The organism is Streptomyces sp. NPDC060027 (assembly GCF_042737005.1).
Classification (GTDB): domain Bacteria; phylum Actinomycetota; class Actinomycetes; order Streptomycetales; family Streptomycetaceae; genus Streptomyces.
The window spans coordinates 1-24873 of the sequence record NZ_JBHWVI010000046.1 but is presented as its reverse complement, the minus strand read 5'-3'; the positions used below and the strand labels follow the sequence as shown (position 1 = coordinate 24873).

Annotated in this window: 23 protein-coding genes and 1 tRNA gene; 17 read left to right on the top strand and 7 right to left on the bottom strand. The window is 69.8% G+C overall.

The features are described 5' to 3' along the window. Positions 1–9: 9 nt before the first annotated feature. The 5 genes from ACFWBT_RS14690 (at position 10) to ACFWBT_RS14670 (ending at position 6056) form a co-directional block, all read left to right on the top strand. Complete coding sequence (locus tag ACFWBT_RS14690) at positions 10–867, top strand: siderophore-interacting protein (protein ID WP_385699714.1); 858 nt, start codon at positions 10–12, stop codon at positions 865–867. A gap of 174 nt (positions 868–1041) precedes the next feature. Then, positions 1042–2484 (top strand): lysine decarboxylase DesA, encoded by a 1443-nt coding sequence (desA, locus tag ACFWBT_RS14685; protein ID WP_385699711.1) that lies wholly within the window; start codon positions 1042–1044, stop codon positions 2482–2484. Further along, positions 2468–3745, top strand: coding sequence for a lysine N(6)-hydroxylase/L-ornithine N(5)-oxygenase family protein (locus tag ACFWBT_RS14680; protein WP_385699708.1), 1278 nt, complete (start codon positions 2468–2470; stop codon positions 3743–3745). The genes desA and ACFWBT_RS14680 overlap by 17 nt, the downstream gene beginning before the upstream one ends. Then, positions 3742–4287, top strand: coding sequence for a GNAT family N-acetyltransferase (locus tag ACFWBT_RS14675; protein ID WP_385699707.1), 546 nt, complete (start codon positions 3742–3744; stop codon positions 4285–4287). Before ACFWBT_RS14680 ends, ACFWBT_RS14675 begins: the two co-directional genes overlap by 4 nt. Continuing rightward, positions 4284–6056, top strand: coding sequence for an IucA/IucC family protein (locus ACFWBT_RS14670; RefSeq protein ID WP_385699705.1), 1773 nt, complete (start codon positions 4284–4286; stop codon positions 6054–6056). Before ACFWBT_RS14675 ends, ACFWBT_RS14670 begins: the two co-directional genes overlap by 4 nt. 96 nt (positions 6057–6152) lie before the next feature. On the opposite strand, the gene ACFWBT_RS14665 is transcribed toward ACFWBT_RS14670, so the two are convergent. Further along, the gene (locus ACFWBT_RS14665) at positions 6153–7736 is read right to left on the bottom strand and encodes a beta-N-acetylhexosaminidase (protein ID WP_385699702.1); all 1584 of its coding nucleotides are present in this window, start codon (positions 7734–7736) and stop codon (positions 6153–6155) included. A gap of 117 nt (positions 7737–7853) precedes the next feature. Between ACFWBT_RS14665 and ACFWBT_RS14660 the strand changes: the two genes are divergently transcribed. Further along, positions 7854–8738: a DUF4429 domain-containing protein gene (locus ACFWBT_RS14660; protein ID WP_385699700.1), complete on the top strand. Its 885-nt coding sequence runs from the start codon at positions 7854–7856 to the stop codon at positions 8736–8738. Positions 8739–8832: 94 nt separating this feature from the next. Here the strand turns inward: ACFWBT_RS14660 and ACFWBT_RS14655 are convergent, their stop codons facing one another. Together ACFWBT_RS14655 and ACFWBT_RS14650 are read right to left on the bottom strand one after the other, a co-directional pair. Next, a complete protein-coding gene (locus tag ACFWBT_RS14655) occupies positions 8833–9012 on the bottom strand; it encodes a hypothetical protein (protein WP_385699756.1) in 180 nt (59 codons plus the stop codon). 2 nt (positions 9013–9014) lie between these two features. Further along, entirely contained in the window at positions 9015–10295 is a 1281-nt protein-coding gene (locus ACFWBT_RS14650) for an RNA-guided endonuclease InsQ/TnpB family protein (protein ID WP_385699697.1), read from the bottom strand. A gap of 258 nt (positions 10296–10553) precedes the next feature. Here ACFWBT_RS14650 and ACFWBT_RS14645 point away from each other — a divergent pair, with 258 nt between their 5' ends. Further along, positions 10554–10811 (top strand): hypothetical protein, encoded by a 258-nt coding sequence (locus ACFWBT_RS14645; RefSeq protein WP_326787600.1) that lies wholly within the window; start codon positions 10554–10556, stop codon positions 10809–10811. Positions 10812–10825: 14 nt separating this feature from the next. Then, positions 10826–12643, top strand: a complete 1818-nt coding sequence (gene glmS, locus ACFWBT_RS14640) for a glutamine--fructose-6-phosphate transaminase (isomerizing) (protein WP_385699694.1) — start codon at positions 10826–10828, stop codon at positions 12641–12643. Positions 12644–12764: 121 nt separating this feature from the next. Here glmS and ACFWBT_RS14635 read toward each other — a convergent pair whose 3' ends face one another. After that, entirely contained in the window at positions 12765–12914 is a 150-nt protein-coding gene (locus ACFWBT_RS14635) for a hypothetical protein (RefSeq protein WP_385699754.1), read from the bottom strand. A 178-nt stretch (positions 12915–13092) separates the two neighbouring features. Beyond that, positions 13093–13620, bottom strand: a complete 528-nt coding sequence (locus ACFWBT_RS14630) for a universal stress protein (RefSeq protein ID WP_266759060.1) — start codon at positions 13618–13620, stop codon at positions 13093–13095. Between the two features lie 522 nt (positions 13621–14142). Here ACFWBT_RS14630 and ACFWBT_RS14625 point away from each other — a divergent pair. The 5 genes from ACFWBT_RS14625 to ACFWBT_RS14605 all read left to right on the top strand — a co-directional run bounded on the left by ACFWBT_RS14625 (position 14143) and on the right by ACFWBT_RS14605 (position 17649). Next, a complete protein-coding gene (locus ACFWBT_RS14625) occupies positions 14143–14517 on the top strand; it encodes a hypothetical protein (protein ID WP_385699751.1) in 375 nt (124 codons plus the stop codon). A gap of 374 nt (positions 14518–14891) precedes the next feature. Beyond that, positions 14892–16133: a helix-turn-helix domain-containing protein gene (locus ACFWBT_RS14620; RefSeq protein WP_385699690.1), complete on the top strand. Its 1242-nt coding sequence runs from the start codon at positions 14892–14894 to the stop codon at positions 16131–16133. Positions 16134–16275: 142 nt separating this feature from the next. Further along, complete coding sequence (orn, locus tag ACFWBT_RS14615; RefSeq protein WP_266759064.1) at positions 16276–16878, top strand: oligoribonuclease; 603 nt, start codon at positions 16276–16278, stop codon at positions 16876–16878. Positions 16879–16987: 109 nt separating this feature from the next. Beyond that, positions 16988–17060: transfer RNA gene (locus tag ACFWBT_RS14610), tRNA-His, on the top strand. A gap of 94 nt (positions 17061–17154) precedes the next feature. Further along, positions 17155–17649, top strand: coding sequence for a GNAT family N-acetyltransferase (locus ACFWBT_RS14605; RefSeq protein WP_385699687.1), 495 nt, complete (start codon positions 17155–17157; stop codon positions 17647–17649). 2 nt (positions 17650–17651) lie between these two features. Here the strand turns inward: ACFWBT_RS14605 and ACFWBT_RS14600 are convergent, their stop codons facing one another. Together ACFWBT_RS14600 and ACFWBT_RS14595 are read right to left on the bottom strand one after the other, a co-directional pair. After that, a complete protein-coding gene (locus ACFWBT_RS14600; RefSeq protein WP_385699684.1) occupies positions 17652–18500 on the bottom strand; it encodes a serine/threonine protein kinase in 849 nt (282 codons plus the stop codon). A gap of 79 nt (positions 18501–18579) precedes the next feature. Continuing rightward, on the bottom strand, positions 18580–19635 hold the full coding sequence (locus ACFWBT_RS14595) for a LacI family DNA-binding transcriptional regulator (RefSeq protein WP_385699681.1): 1056 nt from the start codon (positions 19633–19635) through the stop codon (positions 18580–18582). 388 nt (positions 19636–20023) lie between these two features. On the opposite strand from ACFWBT_RS14595, the gene ACFWBT_RS14590 reads away from it, so the two are divergent. The 4 genes from ACFWBT_RS14590 to ACFWBT_RS14575 all read left to right on the top strand — a co-directional run bounded on the left by ACFWBT_RS14590 (position 20024) and on the right by ACFWBT_RS14575 (position 24814). Continuing rightward, on the top strand, positions 20024–21346 hold the full coding sequence (locus ACFWBT_RS14590; protein ID WP_385699678.1) for an ABC transporter substrate-binding protein: 1323 nt from the start codon (positions 20024–20026) through the stop codon (positions 21344–21346). Next, entirely contained in the window at positions 21343–22371 is a 1029-nt protein-coding gene (locus tag ACFWBT_RS14585) for a carbohydrate ABC transporter permease (protein ID WP_385699675.1), read from the top strand. Before ACFWBT_RS14590 ends, ACFWBT_RS14585 begins: the two co-directional genes overlap by 4 nt. Next, positions 22368–23279, top strand: a complete 912-nt coding sequence (locus ACFWBT_RS14580) for a carbohydrate ABC transporter permease (RefSeq protein WP_385699672.1) — start codon at positions 22368–22370, stop codon at positions 23277–23279. The genes ACFWBT_RS14585 and ACFWBT_RS14580 overlap by 4 nt, the downstream gene beginning before the upstream one ends. Positions 23280–23383: 104 nt before the next feature. Next, positions 23384–24814 carry a GH1 family beta-glucosidase gene (locus ACFWBT_RS14575; RefSeq protein WP_385699669.1) on the top strand — a complete coding sequence of 477 codons (1431 nt, stop codon included), beginning with the start codon at positions 23384–23386 and terminating at the stop codon, positions 24812–24814. Positions 24815–24873 lie beyond the last annotated feature (59 nt).

Genomic DNA, 24873 nt, shown 5'->3' with positions numbered 1-24873 from the left:
GGAGCACTTATGACGACGGCCGTAGCCGCCCCGTTCCGTTTCTTCTCCCTCCGGGTCGTACGGACGAGGCGGCTCGGTCCGTCTCTGGTCCGGGTGACCTTCGCGGGGTCCGATCTGGACGCGTTCCACTCCGACGGGCGCGACCAGTCCCTGTCGCTGTTCCTCCCGCACCCCGGTCAGGACGAGCCGGCCGTGCCCATCGAGCTGGGCGACGACTGGCGGCAGGGCTGGCGTGAACTGCCCGACGACGTAAGGGCGGTGATGCGCTCGTACACGCTGCGCGCCCTGCGCCGCGAGCCCGACGAGATCGACATCGACTTCGCGCTGCACGGCATGGAGCCGGGCGCGGCCGTCCCCGCGGGGCCCGCCTCGCGCTGGGCGTCCGGAGCGCGGGCCGGTGACCGTGTCGTGCTGCTCGGCCCGGCCGTCGAGGACAACCGGGCCATCCGCTTCCGGCCGCCCGCGGACACGGACCTCGTCGTCCTGTGGGGCGACGAGACGGCCGTCCCGGCGGTCTCCGCGATCCTCGAATCGCTCCCGGCGGGCCTGCGCGTCCGGGCCTGGCTGGAGGTCCATCACCCCGGCGACATCCTGGATCTGGCGACCTCGGCCGACGCCGAGATCACCTGGCTCGTACGGGACGAACACGGCGCCGGGAGCGCGCCACCGGCGCTCGACGCCCTGCGGGCCGCTCAACTCCCGCCCGCCGAGGCCCCGTACGCCTGGATCGCGGGCGAGTCCGGCTGCGTGAAGGAACTGCGCCGCCATCTCGTGCGCGAGCGCGGCATCGACCGCAGGCGGGTCACCTTCGTGGGCTACTGGCGGCAGGGGCTGAGCGAGGAGCAACTGCGGGAGCAGGGCGAGTAGTTCGCGGGCCAGGCGGGCGCCCTCCGGCACTTCGGAACGAGGCGTACGTCACGAAAGACGGGGGCAGGGCGGAGCACGTGATCAACTTAGGTTAGGTTAACCTAAGTCGAACCTCGCGACTCCGCCCTTTCTCCTGTCCCGCTCGGACTCTCCCCCCGCACGGAGGACCCCCACATGCGCTCGCACCTGCTCAACGACACCACCGCGGACCGGTACCGCCGCTCCGTGATCGAAGGCGTCGAGCGGGTGGCTGCCAAACTCGCCACCACCGACCGCCCGTTCACGGGTGTCACGGTCGACGACCTCGCCCCCCGCATCGACGGCATCGACCTCGACCGGCCCCTGCACGACACCACGGCCGTCCTCGACGAGCTGGAAGAGGTCTACCTGCGGGACGCGATCTACTTCCACCACCCGCGCTACCTCGCCCACCTCAACTGCCCGGTCGTCATTCCGGCCGTGCTCGGCGAGGCCGTCCTCTCCGCCGTCAACTCCTCTCTGGACACCTGGGACCAGTCGGCCGGCGGCACCCTGATCGAGCGCAAGCTCATCGACTGGACGAACGAGCGCATCGGCTTCGGGCCCTCCGCCGACGGCGTGTTCACCAGCGGCGGCAGCCAGTCCAACCTCCAGGCGCTGCTGCTGGCACGCGAGGAGGCCAAGACCGACCACCTCGCCGACCTGCGCATCTTCGCCTCCGAGGTCAGCCACTTCAGCGTCAAGAAGTCGGCCAAACTCCTCGGCCTGAGCGCCGACGCGGTCGTCTCGATCCCCGTCGATCACGACAAGCGCCTGCAGACCGTCGCCCTCGCCCGTGAACTGGAGCGCTGCAAGCAGGACGGCCTCGTCCCCATGGCCGTCGTCGCCACCGCGGGCACCACCGACTTCGGCTCCATCGACCCGCTGCCCGAGATCGCGGAGCTGTGCTCCCAGTTCGGCGCCTGGATGCACGTGGACGCGGCCTACGGCTGCGGACTGCTGACCTCGCTGAAGAACCGGAACCGCATCGACGGCATCGAGCGGGCCGACTCCGTCACGGTCGACTACCACAAGTCCTTCTTCCAGCCGGTGAGTTCCTCGGCCCTGCTGGTCCGGGACGCCTCGACGCTGCGTCACGCCACCTACCACGCGGAGTACCTCAACCCGCGCCGCATGGTCGAGGAGCGCATCCCCAACCAGGTCGACAAGTCCCTCCAGACCACCCGGCGCTTCGACGCGCTGAAGCTGTGGATGACGCTGCGCGTGATGGGCGCCGACGGCATCGGTGAACTCTTCGACGAGGTCTGCGACCTGGCCGCGGAGGGCTGGAAACTGCTCGCCGCCGACCCGCGCTTCGACGTCGTCGTGCAGCCCTCGCTCTCCACCCTCGTCTTCCGCCACATACCGGCCGCCGTCACCGACCCGGCCGAGATCGACCGCGCCAACCTGTACGCCCGCAAGGCCCTGTTCGCCTCCGGTGACGCCGTCGTCGCGGGCACCAAGGTCAACGGACGCCACTACCTGAAGTTCACGTTGCTCAACCCCGAGACCACGACGGACGACATCGCCGCCGTCCTCGATCTGATCGCCGGCCACGCCGAGCAGTACCTGGGAGAGTCCCTTGACCGCGCTTGCTGAATCCACGAACAAGACCTACGACTTCGTGGGAATCGGGCTCGGGCCCTTCAACCTCGGCCTCGCCTGCCTGACCGAGCCGATCGCCGAACTGGACGGCGTGTTCCTGGAGACGAAGCCGCACTTCGAGTGGCACTCCGGAATGTTCCTGGAGGGCGCGCACCTCCAGACCCCGTTCATGTCGGACCTGGTCACCCTCGCCGACCCGACGTCCCCGTACTCCTTCCTCAACTACCTGAAGGAGTCCGGCCGTCTCTACTCGTTCTACATCCGCGAGAATTTCTACCCGCTGCGGGTCGAGTACGACGACTACTGCCGCTGGGCCGCGTCGAAGCTGAGCAGCGTGCGCTTCGGCACGACGGTCGCGCGGGTGACGTACGAGGACGAGGTGTACGTCGTACGGACGGAGGCCGGCGAGGTGTTCCGCGCCCGGCACCTGGTCCTCGGCACCGGCACCTCTCCCCACATCCCGGACGCCTGCGCGGACCTCGGCGGCGACTTCATCCACAACTCCCGCTACATGCAGCACAAGCAGGAGCTGCAGGCCAAGGAGTCGATCACCCTGGTCGGCAGCGGCCAGTCCGCCGCCGAGATCTTCTACGACCTGCTGAGCGAGATCGACGTCCACGGCTACCGGCTGAACTGGGTGACCCGCTCGCCGCGCTTCTTCCCGCTCGAATACACCAAGCTGACTCTGGAGATGACCTCCCCGGAGTACATCGACTACTTCCACGCGCTGCCCGAACCGACCCGCTACCGCCTCCAGTCGGAGCAGAAGGGTCTGTTCAAGGGCATCGACGGCGATCTGATCAACGAGATCTTCGACCTGCTCTACCAGAAGAGCCTCGGCGGCCCGGTCCCCGCCCGGCTCCTCACCAACTCCTCGCTGGAATCGGTGCGTCACGAGGGGGACACGTACACCCTCGGCCTCCGCCAGCAGGAGCAGGGCAAGGACTACGAGCTGAGCTCGGCGGGCCTGGTCCTGGCCACCGGCTACCGGTACGCCGAGCCCGAGTTCCTCGCACCGGTCCGCGACCGGCTGCGCTACGACGACCAGGGCAACTTCGACGTGGCCCGCAACTACGCCATCGACACCACCGGGCACGGGATCTTCCTGCAGAACGCGGGCGTCCACACCCACTCGATCACCTCGCCGGACCTCGGCATGGGCCCGTACCGCAACGCGTACATCATCCGCGAGCTGCTCGGCACCGAGTACTACCCGGTCGAGAAGGCCATCGCGTTCCAGGAGTTCTCCATATGACCACCGCCACCGACATCGGCACCTTCACGGTCCGCCCCCTCGACCCCGTCGAGGACGCCCCCACGCTGCACGGGTGGGTGACGCACCCCAAGGCCGCCTTCTGGATGATGCAGGAGGCGAAACTGCACGACGTGGAGCGCGAGTACATGGCCATCGCGGCCAGTGATCACCACGACGCCTTCCTCGGAGTGCTGGACGGTGAGCCCGTCTTCCTGATGGAGCGCTACGACCCCCGGTACGTCGAACTCGTCGGCCTGTACGAGCCGGAGCCCGGCGACGTCGGCATGCACTTCCTGGTCGCGCCGAGCGACACCCCCGTGCACGGCTTCACCCGGGCCGTGATCACCGCGGTGATGGAGCACCTCTTCGCCGACCCGGCGACCGAGCGGGTCGTCGTCGAGCCCGATGTGAGCAACACGGCCGTGCACGCGCTCAACGAGGCCGTCGGCTTCGTGCCCGAGCGGGAGATCCAGAAGCCGGAGAAGAAGGCGCTTCTGAGCTTCTGCACCCGGGAGCAGTTCGCGAAGGCGGTGGCGGCATGACCCTCGCCGACAGCGTCGCCCACCTCTCCCCCGAGCGCTGGGCCCTCGCCAACCGCCTCCTCGTCCGCAAGGCGCTCGCCGAGTTCGCCCACGAGCGGCTGATCACGCCGGAGAGCCTGCCGGACGGCCGCTACGAGGTCCGCGGCGACGACGGGCTGACGCGCTACCGCTACAGCGCCGTGCGGCGTTCCCTCGACCACTGGCAGGTGGCCGCCGAGTCGATCACCCGGCACCGCGACGGCACCGAACTCCCGCTGTCCGCGCTGGACTTCTTCGTCGAGCTGAAGGAGTCGCTCGGCCTGAGCGACGAGGTCCTGCCGGTCTACCTGGAGGAGATCTCCTCCACGCTCTCCGGCACCTGCTTCAAACTGACCAAGCCGCAGATCCCGGTCCGCGAGCTGGCCGGCGCCGGATTCCAGGCCATCGAGACCGGCATGACCGAGGGCCACCCCTGCTTCGTCGCCAACAACGGGCGGCTCGGCTTCGGGGTGCACGAGTACCTCGCCTACGCGCCCGAGACCGCGAACCCGGTCCGGCTGGTCTGGCTGGCGGCGCACCGCTCGCGGGCCGCGTTCACGGCCGGCGTCGGCATCGCGTACGAGTCCTTCGTGCGCGAGGAGCTGGGCGCGGAGACGGTCGAGCGGTTCGCCGGGACGCTGACCGGTCAGGGGCTCGACCCCGAGGACTACCTGCTCATCCCCGTCCACCCCTGGCAGTGGTGGAACAAGCTGTCCGTGACCTTCGCCGCCGAGGTGGCCGAGCGGCGCCTGGTCTGTCTCGGCGAGGGCGACGACGAGTACCTGGCCCAGCAGTCCATCCGGACGTTCTTCAACAGCAGCAGCCCCGGGAAGCACTATGTGAAGACGGCGCTGAGCGTCCTCAACATGGGCTTCATGCGCGGTCTTTCCGCCGCGTACATGGAGGCGACCCCGGCCATCAACGACTGGCTGGCCCAGCTCGTCGAGAACGACCCGGTGCTGAAGTCCACCGGTCTGTCGATCATCCGTGAGCGGGCGGCCGTCGGCTACCGGCACCTGGAGTACGAGGCGGCCACCGACCGCTACTCCCCGTACCGCAAGATGCTCGCCGCGCTGTGGCGCGAGAGCCCGGTCCCCTCGCTCCAGGACGGCGAGACCCTGGCGACGATGGCGTCCCTCGTCCATGTCGACCACGAGGGCGCCTCGTTCGCGGGAGCGCTGATCGAGCGGTCGGGGCAGACGCCGGTCGAGTGGCTGCGCGACTATCTGCGCGCCTACCTCACCCCGCTCCTGCACAGCTTCTACGCGTACGACCTCGTCTACATGCCGCACGGCGAGAACGTCATCCTCGTGCTCCAGGACGGCGCGGTGCGGCGGGCGGTCTACAAGGACATCGCCGAGGAGATCGCGGTGATGGACCCGCAGGCGGTGCTGCCGCCCGCGGTCGAGCGGATCCGGGTCGAGGTCCCCGAGGACACGAAGCTGCTGTCCATCTTCACGGACGTCTTCGACTGCTTCTTCCGGTTCCTGGCCGCCCAGTTGGCGGACGAGGGAATCCTCGGCGAGGAGGACTTCTGGCGGACGGTCGCCGAGTCGGTGCGCGCGTACCAGGAGGCGAATCCCGAACTCGACGACAAGTTCCGGCAGTACGACATGTTCGCCCCCGAGTTCGCGCTGTCCTGCCTCAACCGGCTCCAGCTGCGCGACAACCGGCAGATGGTGGACCTGACGGACCCGTCGGGCGCGCTGCAGCTGATCGGCACGCTGAAGAACCCGATCGCCGGGTTCTGAGCACCGGGCTCCGGGGCAGGCGGACACGCCCCCGGAGCCCCCAGGACAGGCGGGCGCCCCGGAGACGGTCCTCCGGGGCGCCCGTCGGCATGCCTCCTAGCCGGCCGGCCAGGGGACCTGGGGCGACCGGTAGTAGCCGATGCCCAGCGCGTCCCAGCGCGGGGCCTGCGCCGCGAGCCGCACCTTGTAGGTGTCCCAGTCGTGCGTGGACGCGGGCGACCAGCCGAGTTCGGCGGCCCCGGGCAGCCTCGGGAAGGCCATGACGTCGATGTCGGCGGAGGTCGCGATCGTCTCCGTCCACAGCGGCGCCTCGACACCCTTGACGGCCGACGCGGGCACTCCCGGAAGGTAGCCGCCCGGGTCCCAGTCGTAGGCCCGGCGCACCTCCACGAGTCCGGCCCAGTCCTGGCCGAGCGGGGTGTCGGCGGTGTACTTCATGTCGAGGTACAGCCGGTCGGCGGGCGACAGCACGAGCCCGGTCCCGTTCCGCGCGGCCCGGGCGACCTGCGCCTTCTCCTCGGCGCCGGTGTCGTCGAGGCCCCAGTACTGCGCGATGGCGCCCTTCGCCGGGGTGGTCCCGGTCAGCTGGTGCCAGCCGATCACCTTCTTGCCGTACTTGGCGACGACGGGCTGCACCTTGTCCATGAAGGTCACGTAGTCGGCGTGGCTGGTGGAGTGGGCCTCGTCGCCGCCGATGTGGAGGTAGTCGCCCGGGGTGATCGCGGCCAGCTCGCGGATCACGTCGTCCACGAAGTCGTACGTCAGCGGCTTGTTCACGCACAGCGAGGAGAAGCCGACCTCGGTACCGGTGTAGAGCGGTGGCGCGACGCCGTCGCAGTTCAGCTCGGCGTACGAGGCGAGGGCGGCGTTGGTGTGTCCGGGCATGTCGATCTCCGGGACGACCTCCAGATAGCGCGCGGCGGCATACCGGACGATCTCCCGGTAGTCGGCCTTGGTGTAGAACCCGCCCTGTCCGCCGCCGACCTGGGTGGAGCCGCCGTGGGCCGTCAGCCGCGGCCAGGAGTCGACGGCGATGCGCCAGCCCTGGTCGTCGCTCAGGTGCAGATGCAGCTTGTTGACCTTGTAGAGCGCCAGTTCGTCGATGTAGTGCTTGACCTGGGGGACGGTGAAGAAGTGCCGGGAGACGTCGAGCATGGCGCCGCGGTAGCCGTAGCGCGGGGTGTCCGTGATGGTGCCGCCGGCGATACGCCAGGGCCCCGGCTGTACGGACTTCTTCTCGACGGCGGCGGGCAGCAGCTGACGCAGGGTCTGGACGCCGTGGAAGAGGCCCGCGGGTCGTCCGGCCGTGATGGTGACGCCCGACCGGCCGCTGTCGAGGCGGTAGCCCTCCTCGCCCAGTCCCTTGCCGCCGAGCCGGAGCCGGATCGCTCCCCCGCCCTGCGAGGTGACGGGAAGCCGGTAGCCGGTGGAGGGCCGCAGGATGTCCGCGAGGTACGCGCCGACCGTGCGGGCCTCGCGCGAGTCGTCGACGCGGATGCGGGTGTCACCGGTGATGCGGTACGGGGATCCGCCCGGGTCGACCGAGGCGGGGGCCGGTACGACGCGGCCCAGCGGAGTGACGGTCGCGGCGGGCGGCGTCGCGCCGACGAGGGAGATACCGGCTGCCGCCACGAGCAGCAGCGTACCGAGAAGGCGGGGCGTTCTGTGGTGCTGTCTCACATCGCTCCCTTCGGTGCCCGGCGGAGGCCCGCGGCCTGCCCTTGGCCATGCCCTTCGCCGTGCCCTTCGAATTGGTCGAGACCACTCTCCCGCAGACGCGGTGAAACAATCCCTCTCATGGCGGAAATCATCCAGCGGGACGGCACGTGGATCTTCGACGGCGACGCTCTGCGACTGACCCCCGGGCGGGACAAGAACGTCGGCCTGCTGCGCAAGGCACTGGGTGAACTGACCTTGCCGCTCGACGCGTTGGCGAGTATCTCGCTGGAGCAGGGCAGGAAGGCCGGGCGGCTCAGGCTCCGGCTGCGCGACGGCGCCGACCCGCTGCTCCAGGCGACGGGCGGCAGGCTCACGGAGCCGAACGACCCGTACCAGCTCACGGTGGAGGCCGACCGTTTCGGCGTCGCCGAGTACTTCGTGGACGAGGTCCGGAGCGCGCTGCTTCTCGACCAGGTGCCGTCCGACGGGGTCGACGGCTATCTGCTCCCCGGTCCGGCGGTGCCGCTGTCCGCCTCCGCCGGTGACGGCACGGCGAGCTTCGACGGCGAGCGCGTCCGCCTGGAGTGGAACTGGAAGACGGAGGACGCGAAGTCGGCGGCGGGCGCCCGCACGCTCGCCCTCGGCGACATCACGGCCGTCGAGTGGCATCCGGCGGCCGGCCTGGAGAACGGCTGCCTGCGCTTCGTCGTACGGGGCGCCGAGACCAAGGCGCCGGCGAAGTACGACCCCAACTCCGTGGAGTTGTGGGGCTTCAAGAAGGACCCGCTGATGGCGCTGGTCGCCGCGGCCGTGCAGGCGCGGCTGCCGCATCCGGCCGCGGCGGTGGAGGACCGGCCGGCGGCCGAGGAGCCGGCCCGGGCGGCGATCCCGGGGCCCGCGTCCGAGGCCGACCACGACGCCCTGCTGCGCAGGCTGCGCGAACTCGGCGAGCTGCACAGGGAAGGCGTCCTGACGGAAGAGGAGTTCACCCTGGCCAAGCAGGCGGTCCTCAAGCGCCTGTAGGAACGGGTGCGGGGAAGGACCGCGGCTCGCGGCTCGCGGGAGGGGACCGCCGACCGGGGAGGCGGTACGCCCCGCCTGCCGGGCTCACCGGGGCCTACTTGGCCCGGCGCGCGACCGTGAAGTGGTCGACCTCTTCACCGGCCTCGGCGATGCCGCGGACCTTCAGTGTGGGCCAGGCGGCACCGCTGGCGACGGCACCGACGGTCACGGCACCGCCTCTGATCATGTTGCGCCGGGAGAACTTGGCGCGAAGGTACTCGTGCCGCTCGGCCATGGTCATCTTCTCGGCGAGCAGCCGCCGCTCGCCGCTCGGGTACGCCCATGCTTGACATCCTCTCCCTCTGAAAAGAGGGGGATTCCAACCCAGGTGGGTTGAGGTTCACGGACGCTCGACCGCTGTCTGGGCGGTGTCGTCCCTCCGGCACCGGCTGAGCGCCGGGGGCGAGGAATCCCGCCCTGTCCTGCCGCGACGTTGGTTGCTGCGTTGGTATCCGCGTTGCAGGTGAAGCCGCAGAAGGAGCAGACGAACTCGGCTTGGCTCTTGCGTGAGTTCTTGTCGATCCATCCGCAGGCGCTGCATCGCAGGCTGGTGTAGGGGGCGGGGACGTCTTCGACCCGGCCCGGGGCCTTGTGCCCGGTGCGCTGCCGGAGCAGGCCCCAGCCCTGGGCGAGGATCGCCCGGTTCAGCCCGGCCTTCTGTTTGACCTGCTTGCCGGGCTGCTCGGTGGTTCCCCTGGCCGAGCGGGTCATGTACTTGATGTTCAGCTTCTCGAACCGCACCAGGCCGTAGGTGCGGGCCAGCATCGTCGAGGTCTTCTCGCACCAGTCCTTGCGCCGGTCGACTTCACGCGCTTTGAGCCTGGCCACCTTGGCGTACTCGGCGGTCTTCTGCTCGCTTCCCTTCGGGGCACGAGCGGCACGTCGCTGGTGTTTACGGACCCGCGCGCGTTCCTTCACGGTAAGCCGCGGGCAGTTCAGCTTCCGCCCGTCGGAGAGGGCGGCCGTGATGTTCACGCCCCGGTCGACACCGATGACCTCGCCCGTACCGGGCGCCTCGACCGGTGCGGGGATGACCGCGAAGGCGATGTGCCACCGGCCGTTGCGGTAGGTGACGCGGAACGTCTTCGCGGCGGGCAGCGCGGTCCGGGTGATGCGGAAGCGGACCCAGCCGCAGCCGGGCACCTTGACCTGCGCCCACCGGCGGTTGAGCTTGCGCACCACCACGGACCGGCCCATGACCTGCTTGCCCGTCTTCGCGTTCAGCTTCGGCGAGCCGTCCTCGGCCAACTCCGGGACGCGGTCGGTGCCGATGACACGGAAGCCCTCGTGCACGAACTTCTTACGCCAGGCCGGCTCACCGAACCCGGACGCGAAGCGGGCGCTCTTGGCCTTGGCGAAGTCCTTCAGTGCCTGTTGCTGAACGTCCGCGTTCCCGGCACCGAGCCACTCGTTCTCACGCCGGGCCTCGGTGAGCTGCCGGAACTGCTCGGCAAAACCGGGCGCGGACCTACGCCACCTGCGCCAGTGCGCATGCTGCTCGACTGCGAGGTTCCACACGAGGAATCACCCTGACGACGATTACCCCTGCCCTGCACCGCAGGGGTTCACATTCACACCCACCCTGAAGGCCGCAGCACCTTGCGAGGAGGCGAGGTGGAGTGTCCATGGCTCCAGAAGTTGCTCCGGGCAATCGACGGGACGCAGGACGCCGGATGGACAGCCTGCAAACAGCACACCATGAGAGATTCAACAAGCACTTGCCCGATATCGGGCAGGATTCTTGCGAATCGCCTTCCGGTACCCCAGGATCAACGGGTGCACGACGAACTCGTTGATCATTTGACGCGGTCGACCCCCCTGAACCGGGGTGAGGCGCTGCGGGTGATCCAGGACGTTCTCGCCTACTTCGACGAGACGACCCAGGAGTTCGTCCGCCGCCGCCACCGCGAGCTCCAGGCCCAGGGCCTGGTGAACGAGTCGATCTTCGAACGGATCGAGGCGGACCTGAAATATCGCGCGGTCGCGCCGCCGGAGCTCACGCTCAGGCAGCTCCGCCGCATCGTCTACGGCTGAGGAACCTTACGTATATGTGCGGAATCGTCGGATACATCGGCAGGCGTGATGTGACCCCGCTGCTCCTCGAAGGCCTTCAGCGCCTGGAGTACCGCGGCTACGACTCGGCGGGCATAGTCGTGACCTCCCCGAAGTCGGCCGGCCTGAAGATGGTCAAGGCGAAGGGGCGGGTCCGCGACCTGGAGGCGAAGGTCCCCAAGCGCTTCGCCGGCACCACCGGCATCGCCCACACCCGCTGGGCCACGCACGGCGCCCCCTCCGACGAGAACGCGCACCCGCACATGTCCGGCGACAGCAAGGTCGCGGTCGTCCACAACGGCATCATCGACAACGCCTCCGACCTGCGGAAGAAGCTCGAGGCCGACGGCGTCGAGTTCCTCTCCGAGACAGACACCGAGGTCCTCACCCACCTCGTCGCCCGCTCCCGGCAGGAGAAGCTGGAGGACAAGGTCCGCGAGGCGCTGCGCGTCATAGAGGGCACCTACGGCATCGCGGTCATGCACGCCGACTTCCCCGACCGCATCGTGGTGGCGCGCAACGGCTCCCCGGTCGTGCTCGGCATCGGCGAGAAGGAGATGTTCGTCGCCTCGGACATCGCCGCGCTGGTCACCCACACCCGCCAGATAGTCACGCTGGACGACGGCGAGATGGCCACGCTCAAGGCCGACGACTTCCGGACGTACACCACCGAGGGCACCCGCACGACGTCCGAGCCGACCACCGTGGAGTGGGAGGCGGCGTCGTACGACATGGGCGGCCACGACACGTACATGCACAAGGAGATCCACGAGCAGGTCGAGGCCGTGGACCGCGTGCTGCGCGGCCGCATCGACGACCGGTTCTCCACGGTCCACCTCGGTGGCCTGAACCTGGACGCCCGCGACGCGCGCGCCGTGCGCCGCGTGAAGATCCTCGGCTGCGGCACCTCGTACCACGCGGGCATGATCGGCGCCCAGATGATCGAGGAGCTGGCCCGCATCCCCGCGGACGCCGAGCCGGCCTCCGAGTTCCGCTACCGCAACGCGGTCGTCGACCCCGACACCCTGTACATCGCCGTCTCCCAGTCCGGCGAGACCTACGACGTGCTGGCCGCCGTCCAGGAGCTGAAGCGCAAGGGCGCCCGGGTGCTCGGCGTGGTCAACGTCGTCGGCTCGGCGATCGCCCGTGAGGCGGACGGCGGCATGTACGTCCACGCGGGCCCCGAGGTCTGCGTCGTCTCGACGAAGTGCTTCACCAACACCACCGTCGCCTTCGCGCTGCTCGCCCTGCACCTCGGCCGCACCCGCGACCTGTCGGTCCGCGACGGCAAGCGGATCATCGAGGGCCTGCGCAGGCTGCCCGCCCAGATCGCCGAGATCCTGGAGCAGGAGGACGAGATCAAGAAGCTGGCCGCGCAGTACGCCGAGGCCCGCTCGATGCTCTTCATCGGCCGCGTCCGGGGCTACCCGGTGGCCCGTGAGGCCTCCCTGAAGCTGAAGGAGGTCTCGTACATCCACGCCGAGGCCTACCCGGCCTCCGAGCTCAAGCACGGCCCGCTGGCGCTCATCGAGCCCGCGCTGCCCACCGTCGCGATCGTCCCCGACGACGACCTGCTGGAGAAGAACCGCGCCGCCCTCGAGGAGATCAAGGCCCGCAGCGGCCAGATCCTCGCGGTCGCGCACCAGCACCAGGAGAAGGCCGACCAGACGATCGTCGTCCCGAAGAACGAGGACGAGCTGGACCCGATCCTGATGGGCATCCCGCTCCAGCTCCTCGCCTATCACACGGCGTTGGCGCTCGGCCGGGACATCGACAAGCCGCGCAACCTGGCCAAGTCGGTCACCGTCGAGTAGTACTCCGTCCGGCAAGTCCCTTGCCGCGGAACGGACATGAACGATCCCCGTGCGCGCCACCCGCGCACGGGGATCGTTCATGAAGGGCCGGAGCCGCCCAATACTCCGACCCGCGCCGATGTCAGCCGGTGGCCGTCACTCCCCGGCCGGCGGCGCGTCGTGGAAGTACCGTGGGCCGGTGGGCGAGAGCCGCTGTCGCCGCGCACCGGGCGACCGCGCCCGCCGCGACGGCGAACCAGCCGCCCGCCTCGGCGAGTTCGGCGTTGTCCACGGCGGGCTCCCTCCATGCCTGTGCGGTTGTGCTGTGTCGTACCGGTCGCCGCTGAAGGACCGGCGTCCCGTATATGCCCTTCACAAAGGCACAAACACCTCTACGCGCGGGTAGGTTCACTCACCGCACACGGAAGGCGTCGGTTCCCGGGGCTCGTCCCACCGGGGGCGACGGCGCGCTACGGAATGACGACGACGGGGCGCTTGGCGCGCTTGGCCAGCCGGCCCGCGACCGAGCCGAAGATCCGCCCGACGATGCCGTGCGTGGAGCCGACGACGATCGCGTCCGCCTCGTACTCCCGGCCCACCTCTTCGAGTTCGTGGCAGATGTCGCCGCCGCGCTCGACCAGGATCCAGGGCACCTCGGAGAGGTATTCGGCACAGGCGAGCTCCAGCCCCAGCACCTCGGTGCGGTGGTCGGGAACGTCGACGAAGACCGGCGGCTCACAGCCCGCCCACACCGTGGTGGGCAGCCGGTTGGCCACATGGACGATGATCAGGCCCGAACCGGAGCGGTGGGCCATCCCGATCGCGTAGGCGAGGGCACGCTCGCTGGACGTCGAACCGTCGAAACCGACGACGACGCCGTGCTTGAAGGCGGGATCGCAGGGCTGGCGGGGTTCTTCCGCCGCCAGGGGCTCGGCCGCCGTGGGATCGGCGAGCGGGCGCTTGCGGTCCGCGTTATCGAAGAATTCGTGACCGGCCATGGGTGTCTCGGCGTTTGGATCCTCGTGGTGGGGACGACAACGATCGGCAGAGCTGTGTCTGGGAAACATCTTCCCAACCCCATACCCCCAAGGGTACGGCGGCACTCCTCCTCTGCCCAGATCCTGCGCGCCTTGTACGGCGTTCCAGGGAGCATGCATGAGAGGGCGCCCGTAACGCAATGGTTGCTGCCCCGTACAGGCGGTTTGCACAGGGTTCACCCGGCGGCCGGACTTCCATCGCCGCAGGGGGTCGCGCGCGCCTCTTCCGGACAGACCCGCCACCGGCCGGGCAGTGACCGGCCGGTCGAACACGCGTTGAACCGGTCGCGGCCACCGCCATGGAGAGCATGGAGCACACCGGAGCACCAGGAGCAGCACGTGAGTACCAGGGAGCAGCACGTGCACGGACCCGACACCGCCCCCCGTTCCACCGTCCCCTCGACACCCCCCGGCGCCCCCGCGACGCCGCCGTCCGGATCGCGCCCCGGAACGCACCCCCCGGCGGCGCCGGCGACGGACACGGTGAGCGACGTGGTCCGCTGGGCGGCCTTCAGCTGCGTCCTGGTCCCGGTGGTCCTCCTCTGGTACGGCACCTCGCTCGCCGGCGCGGCCGGCACGGCCCTCGGTCTGGCGGCCGTGACCGGGGCCTGCCTGGTCCTGCTGCGCCGGTCCGAGCGGGGCGCGGCGCTCCTGGCCGAGGAGCAGCGGGGCGCGTCCCGCTCGCGCGTGCGGCAGCGGGCACCGCAGCAGCGCGGACGGCACGGGAGGACCGGCCCGTGGGGCGCCGGACGCGGGAGTGGAGCGGGAGCGGGGGCGGGGGCGGATCCACGCGGCGCGAGCGGCGCGGGAGTTCACCGTGGCGGCCGGCACAGTACGGGGAACAAGCCGGTCGACTGACCGGTTTGCGTGCACGCTTGCGCTTCTTTTCAGCCAACTTCTGGTTGTGGCGCATCCCTTGCTCGAACGACCCCCCAACCCCCGTTCCACCTGCACCGAAAGGGGTACGGAGGGCGCGCACACCCTACGTGGATTGGCCACTGCCACGAGGCGCACTTCCCTGCACGGCCCACGAGTGCAACGCTTCGTGATCGAATGCTTCACGCCAAGTTGCCATGTCGACATTCTACGGAGTACCGAACTGGTCACCTTGGCGCCACGGGACACAGTAGATTCGATCTTGTCTTACGGCGGGGGACTCGTGCAGGACCGAGGGGAAACGTGCAGGAGCGACACAACCGAGGAGCCGCGACCACCGAGGGGGGCTTAGCAGGATGAGCCACGACTCCACTGCCGCGCCGGAAGCCGCGGCCCGGAAGCTGTCCGGGCGACGCCGCAAGGAGATCGTCGCGGTGCTGCTGTTCAGCGGCGGCCCCATTTTCGAGAGTTCCATACCGTTGTCGGTGTTCGGGATTGACCGCCAGGACGCCGGCGTGCCGCGCTACCGCCTTTTGGTGTGTGCCGGCGAGGAAGGCCCTCTGCGGACCACAGGGGGCCTGGAACTCACCGCACCACATGGCCTGGAAGCGATCTCCAGGGCAGGCACGGTGGTCGTGCCCGCCTGGCGGTCGATCACCTCGCCACCACCGGAGGAGGCGCTCGACGCACTGCGCCGCGCCCATGAGGAGGGCGCCCGGATAGTCGGACTGTGCACCGGCGCCTTCGTGCTCGCGGCGGCCGGATTACTGGACGGCCGTCCGGCGACCACCCACTGGATGTACGCACCGACCCTGGCCAAGCGCTATCCGTCGGTGCACGTCGACCCCCGCGAGCTCTTCGTGGACGACGGCGACGTACTGACATCGGCGGGCACGGCGGCCGGAATCGACCTCTGTCTGCACATCGTGCGGACGGACCACGGCAACGAAGCGGCCGGTGCGCTCGCCCGGCGACTGGTGGTGCCACCGCGGCGCAGCGGCGGCCAGGAGCGCTATCTCGACCGGTCACTGCCGGAGGAGATCGGCGCCGACCCCCTCGCGGAGGTCGTCGCCTGGGCGCTGGAGCATCTCCACGAGCAGTTCGACGTCGAAACACTGGCGGCACGCGCCTACATGAGCCGCCGCACCTTCGACCGCCGGTTCCGCTCGCTCACCGGAAGCGCTCCCCTGCAGTGGCTGATCACTCAGCGCGTCCTGCAGGCGCAGCGCCTCCTGGAGACCTCCGACTACTCGGTCGACGAGGTCGCGGGCCGCTGCGGCTTCCGTTCGCCGGTGGCGCTGCGGGGTCACTTCCGGCGCCAGCTGGGTTCGTCCCCGGCGGCGTACCGGGCGGCGTACCGCGCCCGCAGGCCACAGGCCGAGCGCTCGTCGGAGCCGGACGGACCGACGGGCCACGTCGGACCGCCACCTTCGGTGCACCACGAGCACCCGGGCCCGGTCCCGATGCAGACCCGCCGCACCGCGGCGGCCGGCGCCCTGGGCGCGGCGGCGTCGCTCTCCGCGGAGGCGATGCGGGAACGCCCGGAGCTGTACGCCGCGGGCAGGCCGAGCCTGCCCGGACAGCGCAGCGCGCCGTAGTCCGGCGACAGGAAGACGCGCGGGGCCCGCACCTTCGGGTGCGGGCCTCTTCGCACGTGGGCCCGGCCCCGGCGCGATCCGCCGACCCGGCGGGGCGCACGGGCGGGTCCACCCGACCGGGGCGGGCCGTAGGGTGAGACACATGAACGATCGCATGGTGTGGATCGACTGCGAGATGACCGGACTCTCGCTGTCGGATGACGCGCTCATCGAAGTGGCCGCACTGGTCACCGACTCGGAGCTGAACGTGCTCGGCGAAGGTGTGGACATCGTGATCCGCCCGCCGGACGCGGCCCTGGAGACGATGCCGGACGTGGTGCGCCAGATGCACACGGCCTCCGGTCTGCTGGAGGAGCTCGCCGGGGGTACGACCCTGGCGGACGCCGAGGAGCAGGTCCTCTCCTACGTACGTGAGCACGTCAAGGAGCCGGGCAAGGCCCCGCTGTGCGGGAACTCGGTCGGCACGGACCGCGGCTTCCTGCTGCGCGACATGCCGACGCTCGAGGACTATCTCCACTACCGCATCGTGGACGTCTCCTCCGTGAAGGAGCTGGCCCGCCGCTGGTACCCGCGGGCCTACTTCAACAGTCCGGAGAAGAACGGCAACCACCGCGCGCTGGCCGACATCCGCGAGTCCATCGCCGAACTCCGCTACTACCGCGAGGCGATCTTCGTCCCGCAGCCCGGTCCCGACTCGGACACCGCCCGCACCATCGCGGCGAAGCACGTCCTGCCCGCCGAATAGGCCTTCGACGGGGCCCTGATGGGCCCCGGAAAAAGGCGTGCGCGAGCACCCCTTCAGACCCTGTACACTTTTTCTCGGCCGGTCAGGGAAATCCCAAAGACCGGACGCGGTGGGTGTAGCTCAGTTGGTAGAGCACCTGGTTGTGGTCCAGGTGGCCGCGGGTTCAAGTCCCGTCACTCACCCTGAGTAATCAGCCGGTGACCTGTTGAACAGGTCACCGGCTGATTGCGTTCCAGGAGACCATCGGTCCGTGCGGCGGGCGAAACGGGAGTGGTGATGGAGGCCGAGAGCACCTCGCGGCTCGATCTCGTGCCGCTGCGGGCCGAGCACGCCGAGGAGATGGCCGAGGTGCTGTCGGATCCGGCGCTGCACACGTTCATCGGCGGGGAACCGTCCACTCCACAGGCGCTGCGGTCGCGGTACGAACGCCTCGTCGCGGGGTCCCCCGATCCCGCCGTGCTCTGGTGCAACTGGGTTCTGCGGGAGCGTACGGAGGGATTCCTGGTGGGGACGGTCCAGGCGACCGTCTCGGGAGGGGTCGCGGAGATCGCCTGGGTGGTGGGCACGCCCTGGCAGGGGCGGGGATACGCGGTGGAGGCGGCGCGGTCGCTGGTCCGCCACGTGATCCGCGCGTTCCCCGTCCGCACGGTCGTGGCCCATGTGCACCCCGCTCACCACGCGTCCGCCGCCGTCGCCGCCGCCGCGGGGCTCTCCCCGACCGGCAGCGTCCAGGACGGCGAGGTCCGCTGGGAGCTGACCGTACGGCGGTGATCTCACCTCTCCCGGGTCCCTCGGGCCGCGTCCCGGGTTCCGTCGGCGGCGCGCCACGCGGCCGCGAAGCGGTGCACGTCGGGGAACCGGTCGTCCGGGGCGGGAAACGTCGCGCGTTCGACGACCGCCAGCTGCCGCCCGGTCCCGCGCCAGGCACGCTCCTCGTCCCCCGCGTCGAGCAGGAGGCGAGCGGCTCGGCCGAGGGTGAACACGGTCGTACGGGTGTCGATGACGGCGCCGCGGACGAACTCCTCGGGGGCCATGAAGCGACGTGAGCCCGGCAGACGTTCGTCGGCGAGGACGAAGGGGCCGGGCCGGTACTCGTCTAGGTCGATGAGGTGGATCGCGCCGGCGTTGAAGTCGTAGAGCAGCGCGCCGTCGTAGAAGTCGACGGCGACATGGCCGGCTGCCTCCACGGCGAGGTGCGCGTCGAGGACCCGGTCGAAGGCGCGCAGGACGGCGGCGGCGGGCAGGGACCGGAAGCGGGACATCGGGCTGCCCGGGCTCGTACGGTCACGGGGTCCGCCCACGGTGGCGTGGTACAGCACCTCGCCCGAGCGCCAGGGCATGACCACCGCCCAGCCCCCGCGCACGGCGATCCGGTGGACCTGCGGCACGATCGCCGCGTGCCGTACGGCCCGGTGAAATGCCCAACCTCGGTCGAGTGACCGGCGGCCGCGTTCGTTGACCGCCTCCTTGACGAACCAGCGGGCGCCGTCGAGCAGCCGCACCCCGTACGACACACACCCCGAGTCCTGGTCCCCGAACACCCTGAACACCTCACCCACCCGCCCCAAGTGCGTTTCCACGGCGGGCACTTCATCGACTCCGAGCAAGGGGTGGAGGACCATGGACGTCAGCCTGCCCTACCCGGCCGCCCCAGGAGGACAGAAGCCGCAGACCAGACGTTCCCCGTTGAAGCCGGGCGCCCTACGACGACGCCCGCACCACCAGTTCCGCCGGCAGCACCAGCTGGCGCTTCTCCAGGCCCCGGGAGATCGCGGGACGGCGGTCCGCTATCTCGCCGAGGAGGAGGTCGATCATCGCGCGGCCCATCTCCTCGATGGGCTGGCGGACGCTGGTGAGGGGCGGGTCCATGTGGCGGGCTATGGCCGAGTCGTCGTAGCCGATGAGCGCCACGTCGTCGGGGATGCGGCGGCCGCTCTCCCGCAGGACCTGGCGGGCGCCCGCCGCCATCACGTCGGAGCCGGCGAAGACGGCGTCGAGATCGGGGCACCGCTCCAGCAGCAGGGACATGGCACGCCGGCCCCCTTCCTCGGTGAAGTCGCCGGGGACGATCAGCCGCTCGTCCACCGCGTGGCCCGCGTCGAGCAGGCCCTGCCGGTAGCCGTCGACGCGGCGCTGGGCACCGTAGACGTCCATGCGGCCGGCCAGGTGGGCGATCGAACGGCGGCCCCGGGCGATCAGGTGTTCCACGGCCGCGCGCCCGCCGCCGTAGTTGTCGGAGTCCACCGACGGAAGCGTCTCCTCCGCCGAGCGCCGGCCGCTGATCACCGCCGGGATCTCCAGCTGGGAGAGCAGATCGGGGAGCGGGTCGTCGGCGTGCACCGACACCAGCAGGACGCCGTCCACGCGGTGCGCCGCCAGATACTGGGCGAGGCGCTGGCGCTCCCGGTCGCTGCCCGCGAAGATCAGCAGCAACTGCATCTCGGTCTCGGAGAGTTCGGCACCGACACCGCGCAGCATGTCCGAGAAGTACGGTTCCGCGAAGAAGCGGGTCTCCGGCTCGGGGACGACGAGGGCGATCGCGTCCGTGCGGTTGGCGGCGAGTGCGCGGGCCGCCGTGTTCGGGACGTACCCGAGCTCCGCCACCGCCGCCTCGACCGCGGCACGGGTCGCGTCACTGACCCGCGGGGAGCCGTTGATCACCCGGGAGACCGTGCCACGGCCCACCCCGGCGCGTGCGGCCACCTCTTCGAGGGTCGGCCGCCCGCCGCTGCGGCCCCGCGCTCCGTGGACTGCCATGGGCTCCGCCTCCCGTCGACACCAAGTGGCCTGGAATGTAACAGCCTCACCCGAGGAGGCGAGCGTCACCGGGCCGCCACCTCAGGAGCCCCTGCAGCACCGACCACTCGCCCTCGGACGCCGAACGAGCTATAAGACTCTTCCGGCCATGTGGCGGAATGACATCTTCAGCTAACAGGCCGATAACTGAACGCATCTCTCCGCTCCCCCACCCTTGACACCCCCGCTGGAACCGACGACTCTTCAACACATCACCTGTGGGAGCGCTCCCACAGTACCTGACACATACACATCCCGCACGTTCCCCGCCCGAGCCGCAGCGAGAAACAACGGGCGCCACCAATGCAGTTGGCCGGGGGGTCGGCACGTCAGGCAACAGGAGGACGCAATGCGCACGAGTACCCGCCGGTCCCGCAGGCTGGGGGCCATCGCGGTCGTCGCCGCGCTCGCTACGGGACTGCTGGCCGGCTGTTCCAGCGACCCGGACGACGGCTCGTCGGACAACGGCAGTGGAAGTGGCAAGGGCAAGACGACCCTGACCATAGGCACTTTCGGCGTCTTCGGCTACAAGCAGGCCGGCCTCTACGACGAGTACACGAAGCTCCACCCCGAGATCTCCATCAAGGAGAACGTCACCACCCGCACCGACGTCTACTGGCCCAAGACGCTCACCCGTCTCCAGGCCGGCGCCGGCACCGACGACATCCAGGCGATCGAGGTCGGCAACGTCACCGAGGCCGTCCAGACCCAGGCCGACAAGTTCGTCGACCTCGGCAAGGAGGTCGACAAGTCGCAGTTCCTGGACTGGAAGGTGTCCCAGGCCACCACCAAGGACGGCAAGACGATCGCGCTCGGCACCGACATCGGCCCGATGGCGATCTGCTACCGCAAGGACCTGTTCGAGAAGGCCGGTCTGGAGACGGACCGCGTCAAGCTCGCCGCGCAGTGGAAGGGCGACTGGTCCAAGTACGTCGCCGTCGGCAAGGACTACATGAAGAAGGCGCCGAGCGGCACCAAGTTCGTGGACTCCGCCTCCTCGGTCTACAACGCGGCGCTCGGGGGCGAGAGCGAGCGGTACTACGACAAGGACGGCAACGTCATCTGGGACAAGTCCAAGGGGGTGAAGAAGTCCTGGAACACCGCGATGTCGGTGGCGACCAGCAACATGTCGGCGAAGCTGAAGCAGTTCGACCCGACGTGGGACCAGGGCTTCGCCAAGGGCTCGTTCGCGACCGTGGCCTGCCCCGCCTGGATGATGGGCTACATCCAGGAGAAGTCCGGTGACTCGGGCAAGGGCAAGTGGGACGTGGCCGCCGCGCCGACCGCGGCCAACTGGGGCGGCTCGTTCATCGGCGTGCCGACGGCGGGCAAGCACCAGAAGGAGGCCGTCGCGCTGGCCAAGTGGCTGACCGCGCCCGAGCAGCAGGCGAAGGTCTTCGCCAAGCAGGCGAGCTTCCCGTCGACCCCGTCGGCGTACGCGGACCTGAAGCCGGCCGCCGCCACCACGGAGTACTTCTCCGACGCGCCGATCACGCAGATCTTCGGCGACTCGGCGAAGACCATCCCGGTCCAGTACTTCGGCACCAAGGACCAGCCGATCAACACCGCGATCTCCGACGTGGGCATCCTCCAGGTCGAGCAGAAGGGCAAGTCCCCCGACCAGGGCTGGAGCGCGGCAAAGGCTGAGGTCAAGGACGTGCTCGGCCAGTGACCAGCTCCAAGCAGGCTCTCGCGCACCCCGCGACGAGCGCCGACGCCGCGCCCGGCTCCCAGCCGGGCGCGGCCCGGGGCGCTCAGGGTCGCGGTACGCCGCCGCCGGGCCCTGGTTCCTGGCGCAGCCGGCTGTACCGCTGGGACATGAAGGCGTCGCCGTACGCGTTCGTCGCCCCCTTCTTCATCATCTTCGGAGCCTTCGGGCTGTTCCCGCTGCTGTACACGGCCTGGTACTCGCTGCACAACGTGCAGCTGTCCGGCCTGGACCACCAGACCTGGGTCGGCCTCGACAACTACACGAACCTGCTGTCCTCGGAGTTCTTCTGGAACGCTTTGGGGAACACCTTCACCATCGGCGTGATCTCCACAGTGCCGCAGCTGATCATGGCGCTCGGGATCGCCCACCTGCTCAACTACCGGCTGCGCGGCTCGACCGTGTGGCGGGTCGTGATGCTCACCCCGTACGCCACCTCGGTGGCGGCGGCGACGCTGGTCTTCACGCTGCTGTACTCGTGGGACGGCGGCATGATCAACTGGCTGCTGCACTTCGTCGGGGTCGACCCGATCAACTGGCGCGAGTCCGACTGGGGCGGCCAGTTCGCCGTCTCCTCGATCGTGATCTGGCGGTGGACCGGCTACAACGCGCTGATCTACCTCGCGGCGATGCAGGCGATCCCCGCCGACCTGTACGAGTCGGCGTCGCTGGACGGCGCCAACCGCTGGCAGCAGTTCCGTCACGTGACGATCCCCATGCTGCGACCGACGATCCTGTTCACGGTGGTCGTGTCCACGATCGGCGCGACCCAGCTGTTCGGTGAACCGCTCCTGTTCGGCGGGGTCAGCGGCTCGAAGGGCGGCTCCGCGCACCAGTACCAGACGCTCGGCCTGTACATGTACGACCAGGGCTGGAACATCGGCAACCTCGGCAAGGCGTCGGCGATCGCATGGACGATGTTCCTGATCCTGCTGATCATCGCCGCGATCAACCTGCTGATCACCCGACGGCTGAGGAAATCCCAATGACCACGACTGAACTGACTGTCCCCCCGGCAGACGCGAAGCCGACCCCGGACAAGCGCGAGCCCGGACGCCGCCGGGTGCTCGGCGCGGGCAAGCAGCTCCACGCGGGTCCGGTCACCCATGTCGTCCTGACCGTCTTCGCGCTGGTCTCGCTCGCTCCGCTGGTCTGGACGGCCATCGCGGCCTCGCGCAACAGCGCGCGGCTGGCGCAGACACCGCCGCCGCTGTGGTTCGGCGGGAACCTGTTCAAGAACCTCGAGGCAGCTTGGGACCAGGCCGGGCTCGGCACCGCGATGATCAACTCCACGATCGTCGCCGGCACCATCACCATCGGCACGGTCGTGTTCTCCACGCTCGCCGGGTTCGCCTTCGCCAAACTGCGGTTCAAGTTCTCCGGCCTCCTGCTGCTGCTGACCATCGGGACGATGATGATCCCGCCGCAGCTCGCCGTCGTACCGCTGTACCTGTGGATAAGCGACCTGGGCTGGTCCAACCAGCTGCAGACGGTCATCCTGCCCACCCTGGTGAGCGCCTTCGGCACGTTCTTCATGCGGCAGTACCTGGTGCAGGCCCTGCCCTCCGAGTTGATCGAGGCGGCGCGGGTGGACGGCGCGAACAGTCTGCGCGTGGTCTGGCACGTCGTCTTCCCGGCGGCGCGCCCGGCGATGGCGGTGCTCGGCCTGCTGACATTCGTAATGGCCTGGAACGACTTCCTGTGGCCGATCATCGCCCTGAACCAGCAGAACCCGACGGTGCAGGTCGCCCTCAACTCGCTGGGCACCGGTTACATCCCGGACCAGGCCGTCATCATGGCGGGCGCGCTGCTCGGCACCCTGCCGCTGCTCATCGCCTTCCTCCTGTTCGGCAAGCAGATCGTGGGCGGGATCATGCAGGGCGCGATCAAGGGCTGACCGCCCTTCCAGGGGCCGGGTCACGCCGCCTCGGCCCCTTTGTTCCGCCTCTACTTCCCCACCTCCAACTCGTCGGTCTTCACGACCCCCTTGGGAGCGCTTCCATGCCTGAGTCCGCAACACCCGTGACTTTTCCTCCGGCCTTCCTCTGGGGTGCGGCGACCTCCGCCTACCAGATCGAGGGTGCGGTGCGGGAAGACGGCCGAACGCCGTCGATCTGGGACACCTTCAGTCATACACCTGGCAAAACGGCCGGCGGCGAGCACGGTGACATCGCTGTCGACCACTACCACCGCTACCGCGACGACGTGGCCATGATGGCGGACCTCGGACTGGGCGCGTACCGCTTCTCGGTCTCCTGGTCGCGGGTGCAGCCGACCGGCCGGGGCCCCGCGGTCCAGCGCGGCCTCGACTTCTACCGGCGTCTGGTCGACGAGCTGCTGGCGCACGGCATCAAGCCGGCCGTCACCCTCTACCACTGGGATCTTCCGCAGGAGTTGGAGGACGCGGGCGGCTGGCCCGAGCGCGAGACGGCGCTGCGCTTCGCCGAGTACGCGCAGATCGTGGGCGAGGCGCTGGGCGACCGCGTCGAGCAGTGGATCACGCTGAACGAGCCCTGGTGCAGCGCCTTCCTGGGGTACGGCTCCGGGGTGCACGCCCCCGGCCGGACGGACCCGGCGGCTTCGCTCCGCGCCGCCCACCATCTGAACCTGGCGCACGGTCTGGGCACTTCGGCGCTCCGTTCCGTGATGCCGTCCCGCAACTCCGTTGCGGTGAGCCTCAACTCCTCGGTGGTCAGGCCCGTTTCGCAGGACCCTGCGGACCTCGACGCCGTCCAGCGCATCGACGACCTGGCCAACGGCGTCTTCCACGGCCCGATGCTGCACGGCGCCTACCCTCAGACCCTGTTCGCGGCGACGCGGTCGGTCACCGACTGGTCGTACGTCCAGGACGGCGATCTCACGGCGATCCGCCAGCCGTTGGACGCGCTCGGTCTCAACTACTACACGCCGACGCTGGTCTCGGCGGCCGCCGCGCCCGCGGACGGTCCGCGCGCGGACGGGCACGGCGCCAGCTCGCACTCCCCCTGGCCGGGCGCGGACGACGTCGCGTTCCACCAGACCCCGGGCGAGCGCACCGAGATGGGCTGGACGATCGACCCGACGGGCCTGCACGACCTGATCATGCGCTACACCCGGGAGGTTCCGGGCCTGCCCCTGTACGTGACGGAGAACGGCGCCGCCTACGACGACAAGCCGGACCCGGACGGCCGCGTCCACGACCCCGAGCGCATCGCCTACCTGAACGGCCATCTGTCCGCCGTGCACCGCGCGATCGCCGACGGCGCGGACGTCCGCGGCTACTACCTCTGGTCCCTCATGGACAACTTCGAGTGGGCCTACGGCTACGAGAAGCGCTTCGGCGCGGTCTACGTCGACTACGCGACCCAGATCCGCACCCCGAAGTCGAGCGCCCACTGGTACAGCCAGGCGGCCCGCACGGGGACGCTGGCACCGGTGACGCCGGCCGAGTAGGTCATCGCCCGGGAGACACGGGGAAACCGAGGCGAGGGGCACGGGGGGTACGGGGGACC

What these genes read in the sequence shown, in the direction of transcription:
- ACFWBT_RS14690 (WP_385699714.1), top strand. Translation starts at nt 10, where the DNA reads ATGACGACGGCCGTAGCCGCCCCGTTCCGTTTCTTCTCCCTCCGGGTC.
- desA (WP_385699711.1), top strand. Translation starts at nt 1,042, where the DNA reads ATGCGCTCGCACCTGCTCAACGACACCACCGCGGACCGGTACCGCCGC.
- ACFWBT_RS14675 (WP_385699707.1), top strand. Translation starts at nt 3,742, where the DNA reads ATGACCACCGCCACCGACATCGGCACCTTCACGGTCCGCCCCCTCGAC.
- ACFWBT_RS14670 (WP_385699705.1), top strand. Translation starts at nt 4,284, where the DNA reads ATGACCCTCGCCGACAGCGTCGCCCACCTCTCCCCCGAGCGCTGGGCC.
- ACFWBT_RS14660 (WP_385699700.1), top strand. Translation starts at nt 7,854, where the DNA reads ATGGCGGAAATCATCCAGCGGGACGGCACGTGGATCTTCGACGGCGAC.
- ACFWBT_RS14655 (WP_385699756.1), bottom strand. Translation starts at nt 9,012, where the DNA reads ATGGCCGAGCGGCACGAGTACCTTCGCGCCAAGTTCTCCCGGCGCAAC.
- glmS (WP_385699694.1), top strand. Translation starts at nt 10,826, where the DNA reads ATGTGCGGAATCGTCGGATACATCGGCAGGCGTGATGTGACCCCGCTG.
- ACFWBT_RS14630 (WP_266759060.1), bottom strand. Translation starts at nt 13,620, where the DNA reads ATGGCCGGTCACGAATTCTTCGATAACGCGGACCGCAAGCGCCCGCTC.
- ACFWBT_RS14620 (WP_385699690.1), top strand. Translation starts at nt 14,892, where the DNA reads ATGAGCCACGACTCCACTGCCGCGCCGGAAGCCGCGGCCCGGAAGCTG.
- orn (WP_266759064.1), top strand. Translation starts at nt 16,276, where the DNA reads ATGAACGATCGCATGGTGTGGATCGACTGCGAGATGACCGGACTCTCG.
- ACFWBT_RS14605 (WP_385699687.1), top strand. Translation starts at nt 17,155, where the DNA reads ATGGAGGCCGAGAGCACCTCGCGGCTCGATCTCGTGCCGCTGCGGGCC.
- ACFWBT_RS14600 (WP_385699684.1), bottom strand. Translation starts at nt 18,500, where the DNA reads ATGGTCCTCCACCCCTTGCTCGGAGTCGATGAAGTGCCCGCCGTGGAA.
- ACFWBT_RS14595 (WP_385699681.1), bottom strand. Translation starts at nt 19,635, where the DNA reads ATGGCAGTCCACGGAGCGCGGGGCCGCAGCGGCGGGCGGCCGACCCTC.
- ACFWBT_RS14590 (WP_385699678.1), top strand. Translation starts at nt 20,024, where the DNA reads ATGCGCACGAGTACCCGCCGGTCCCGCAGGCTGGGGGCCATCGCGGTC.
- ACFWBT_RS14580 (WP_385699672.1), top strand. Translation starts at nt 22,368, where the DNA reads ATGACCACGACTGAACTGACTGTCCCCCCGGCAGACGCGAAGCCGACC.
- ACFWBT_RS14575 (WP_385699669.1), top strand. Translation starts at nt 23,384, where the DNA reads ATGCCTGAGTCCGCAACACCCGTGACTTTTCCTCCGGCCTTCCTCTGG.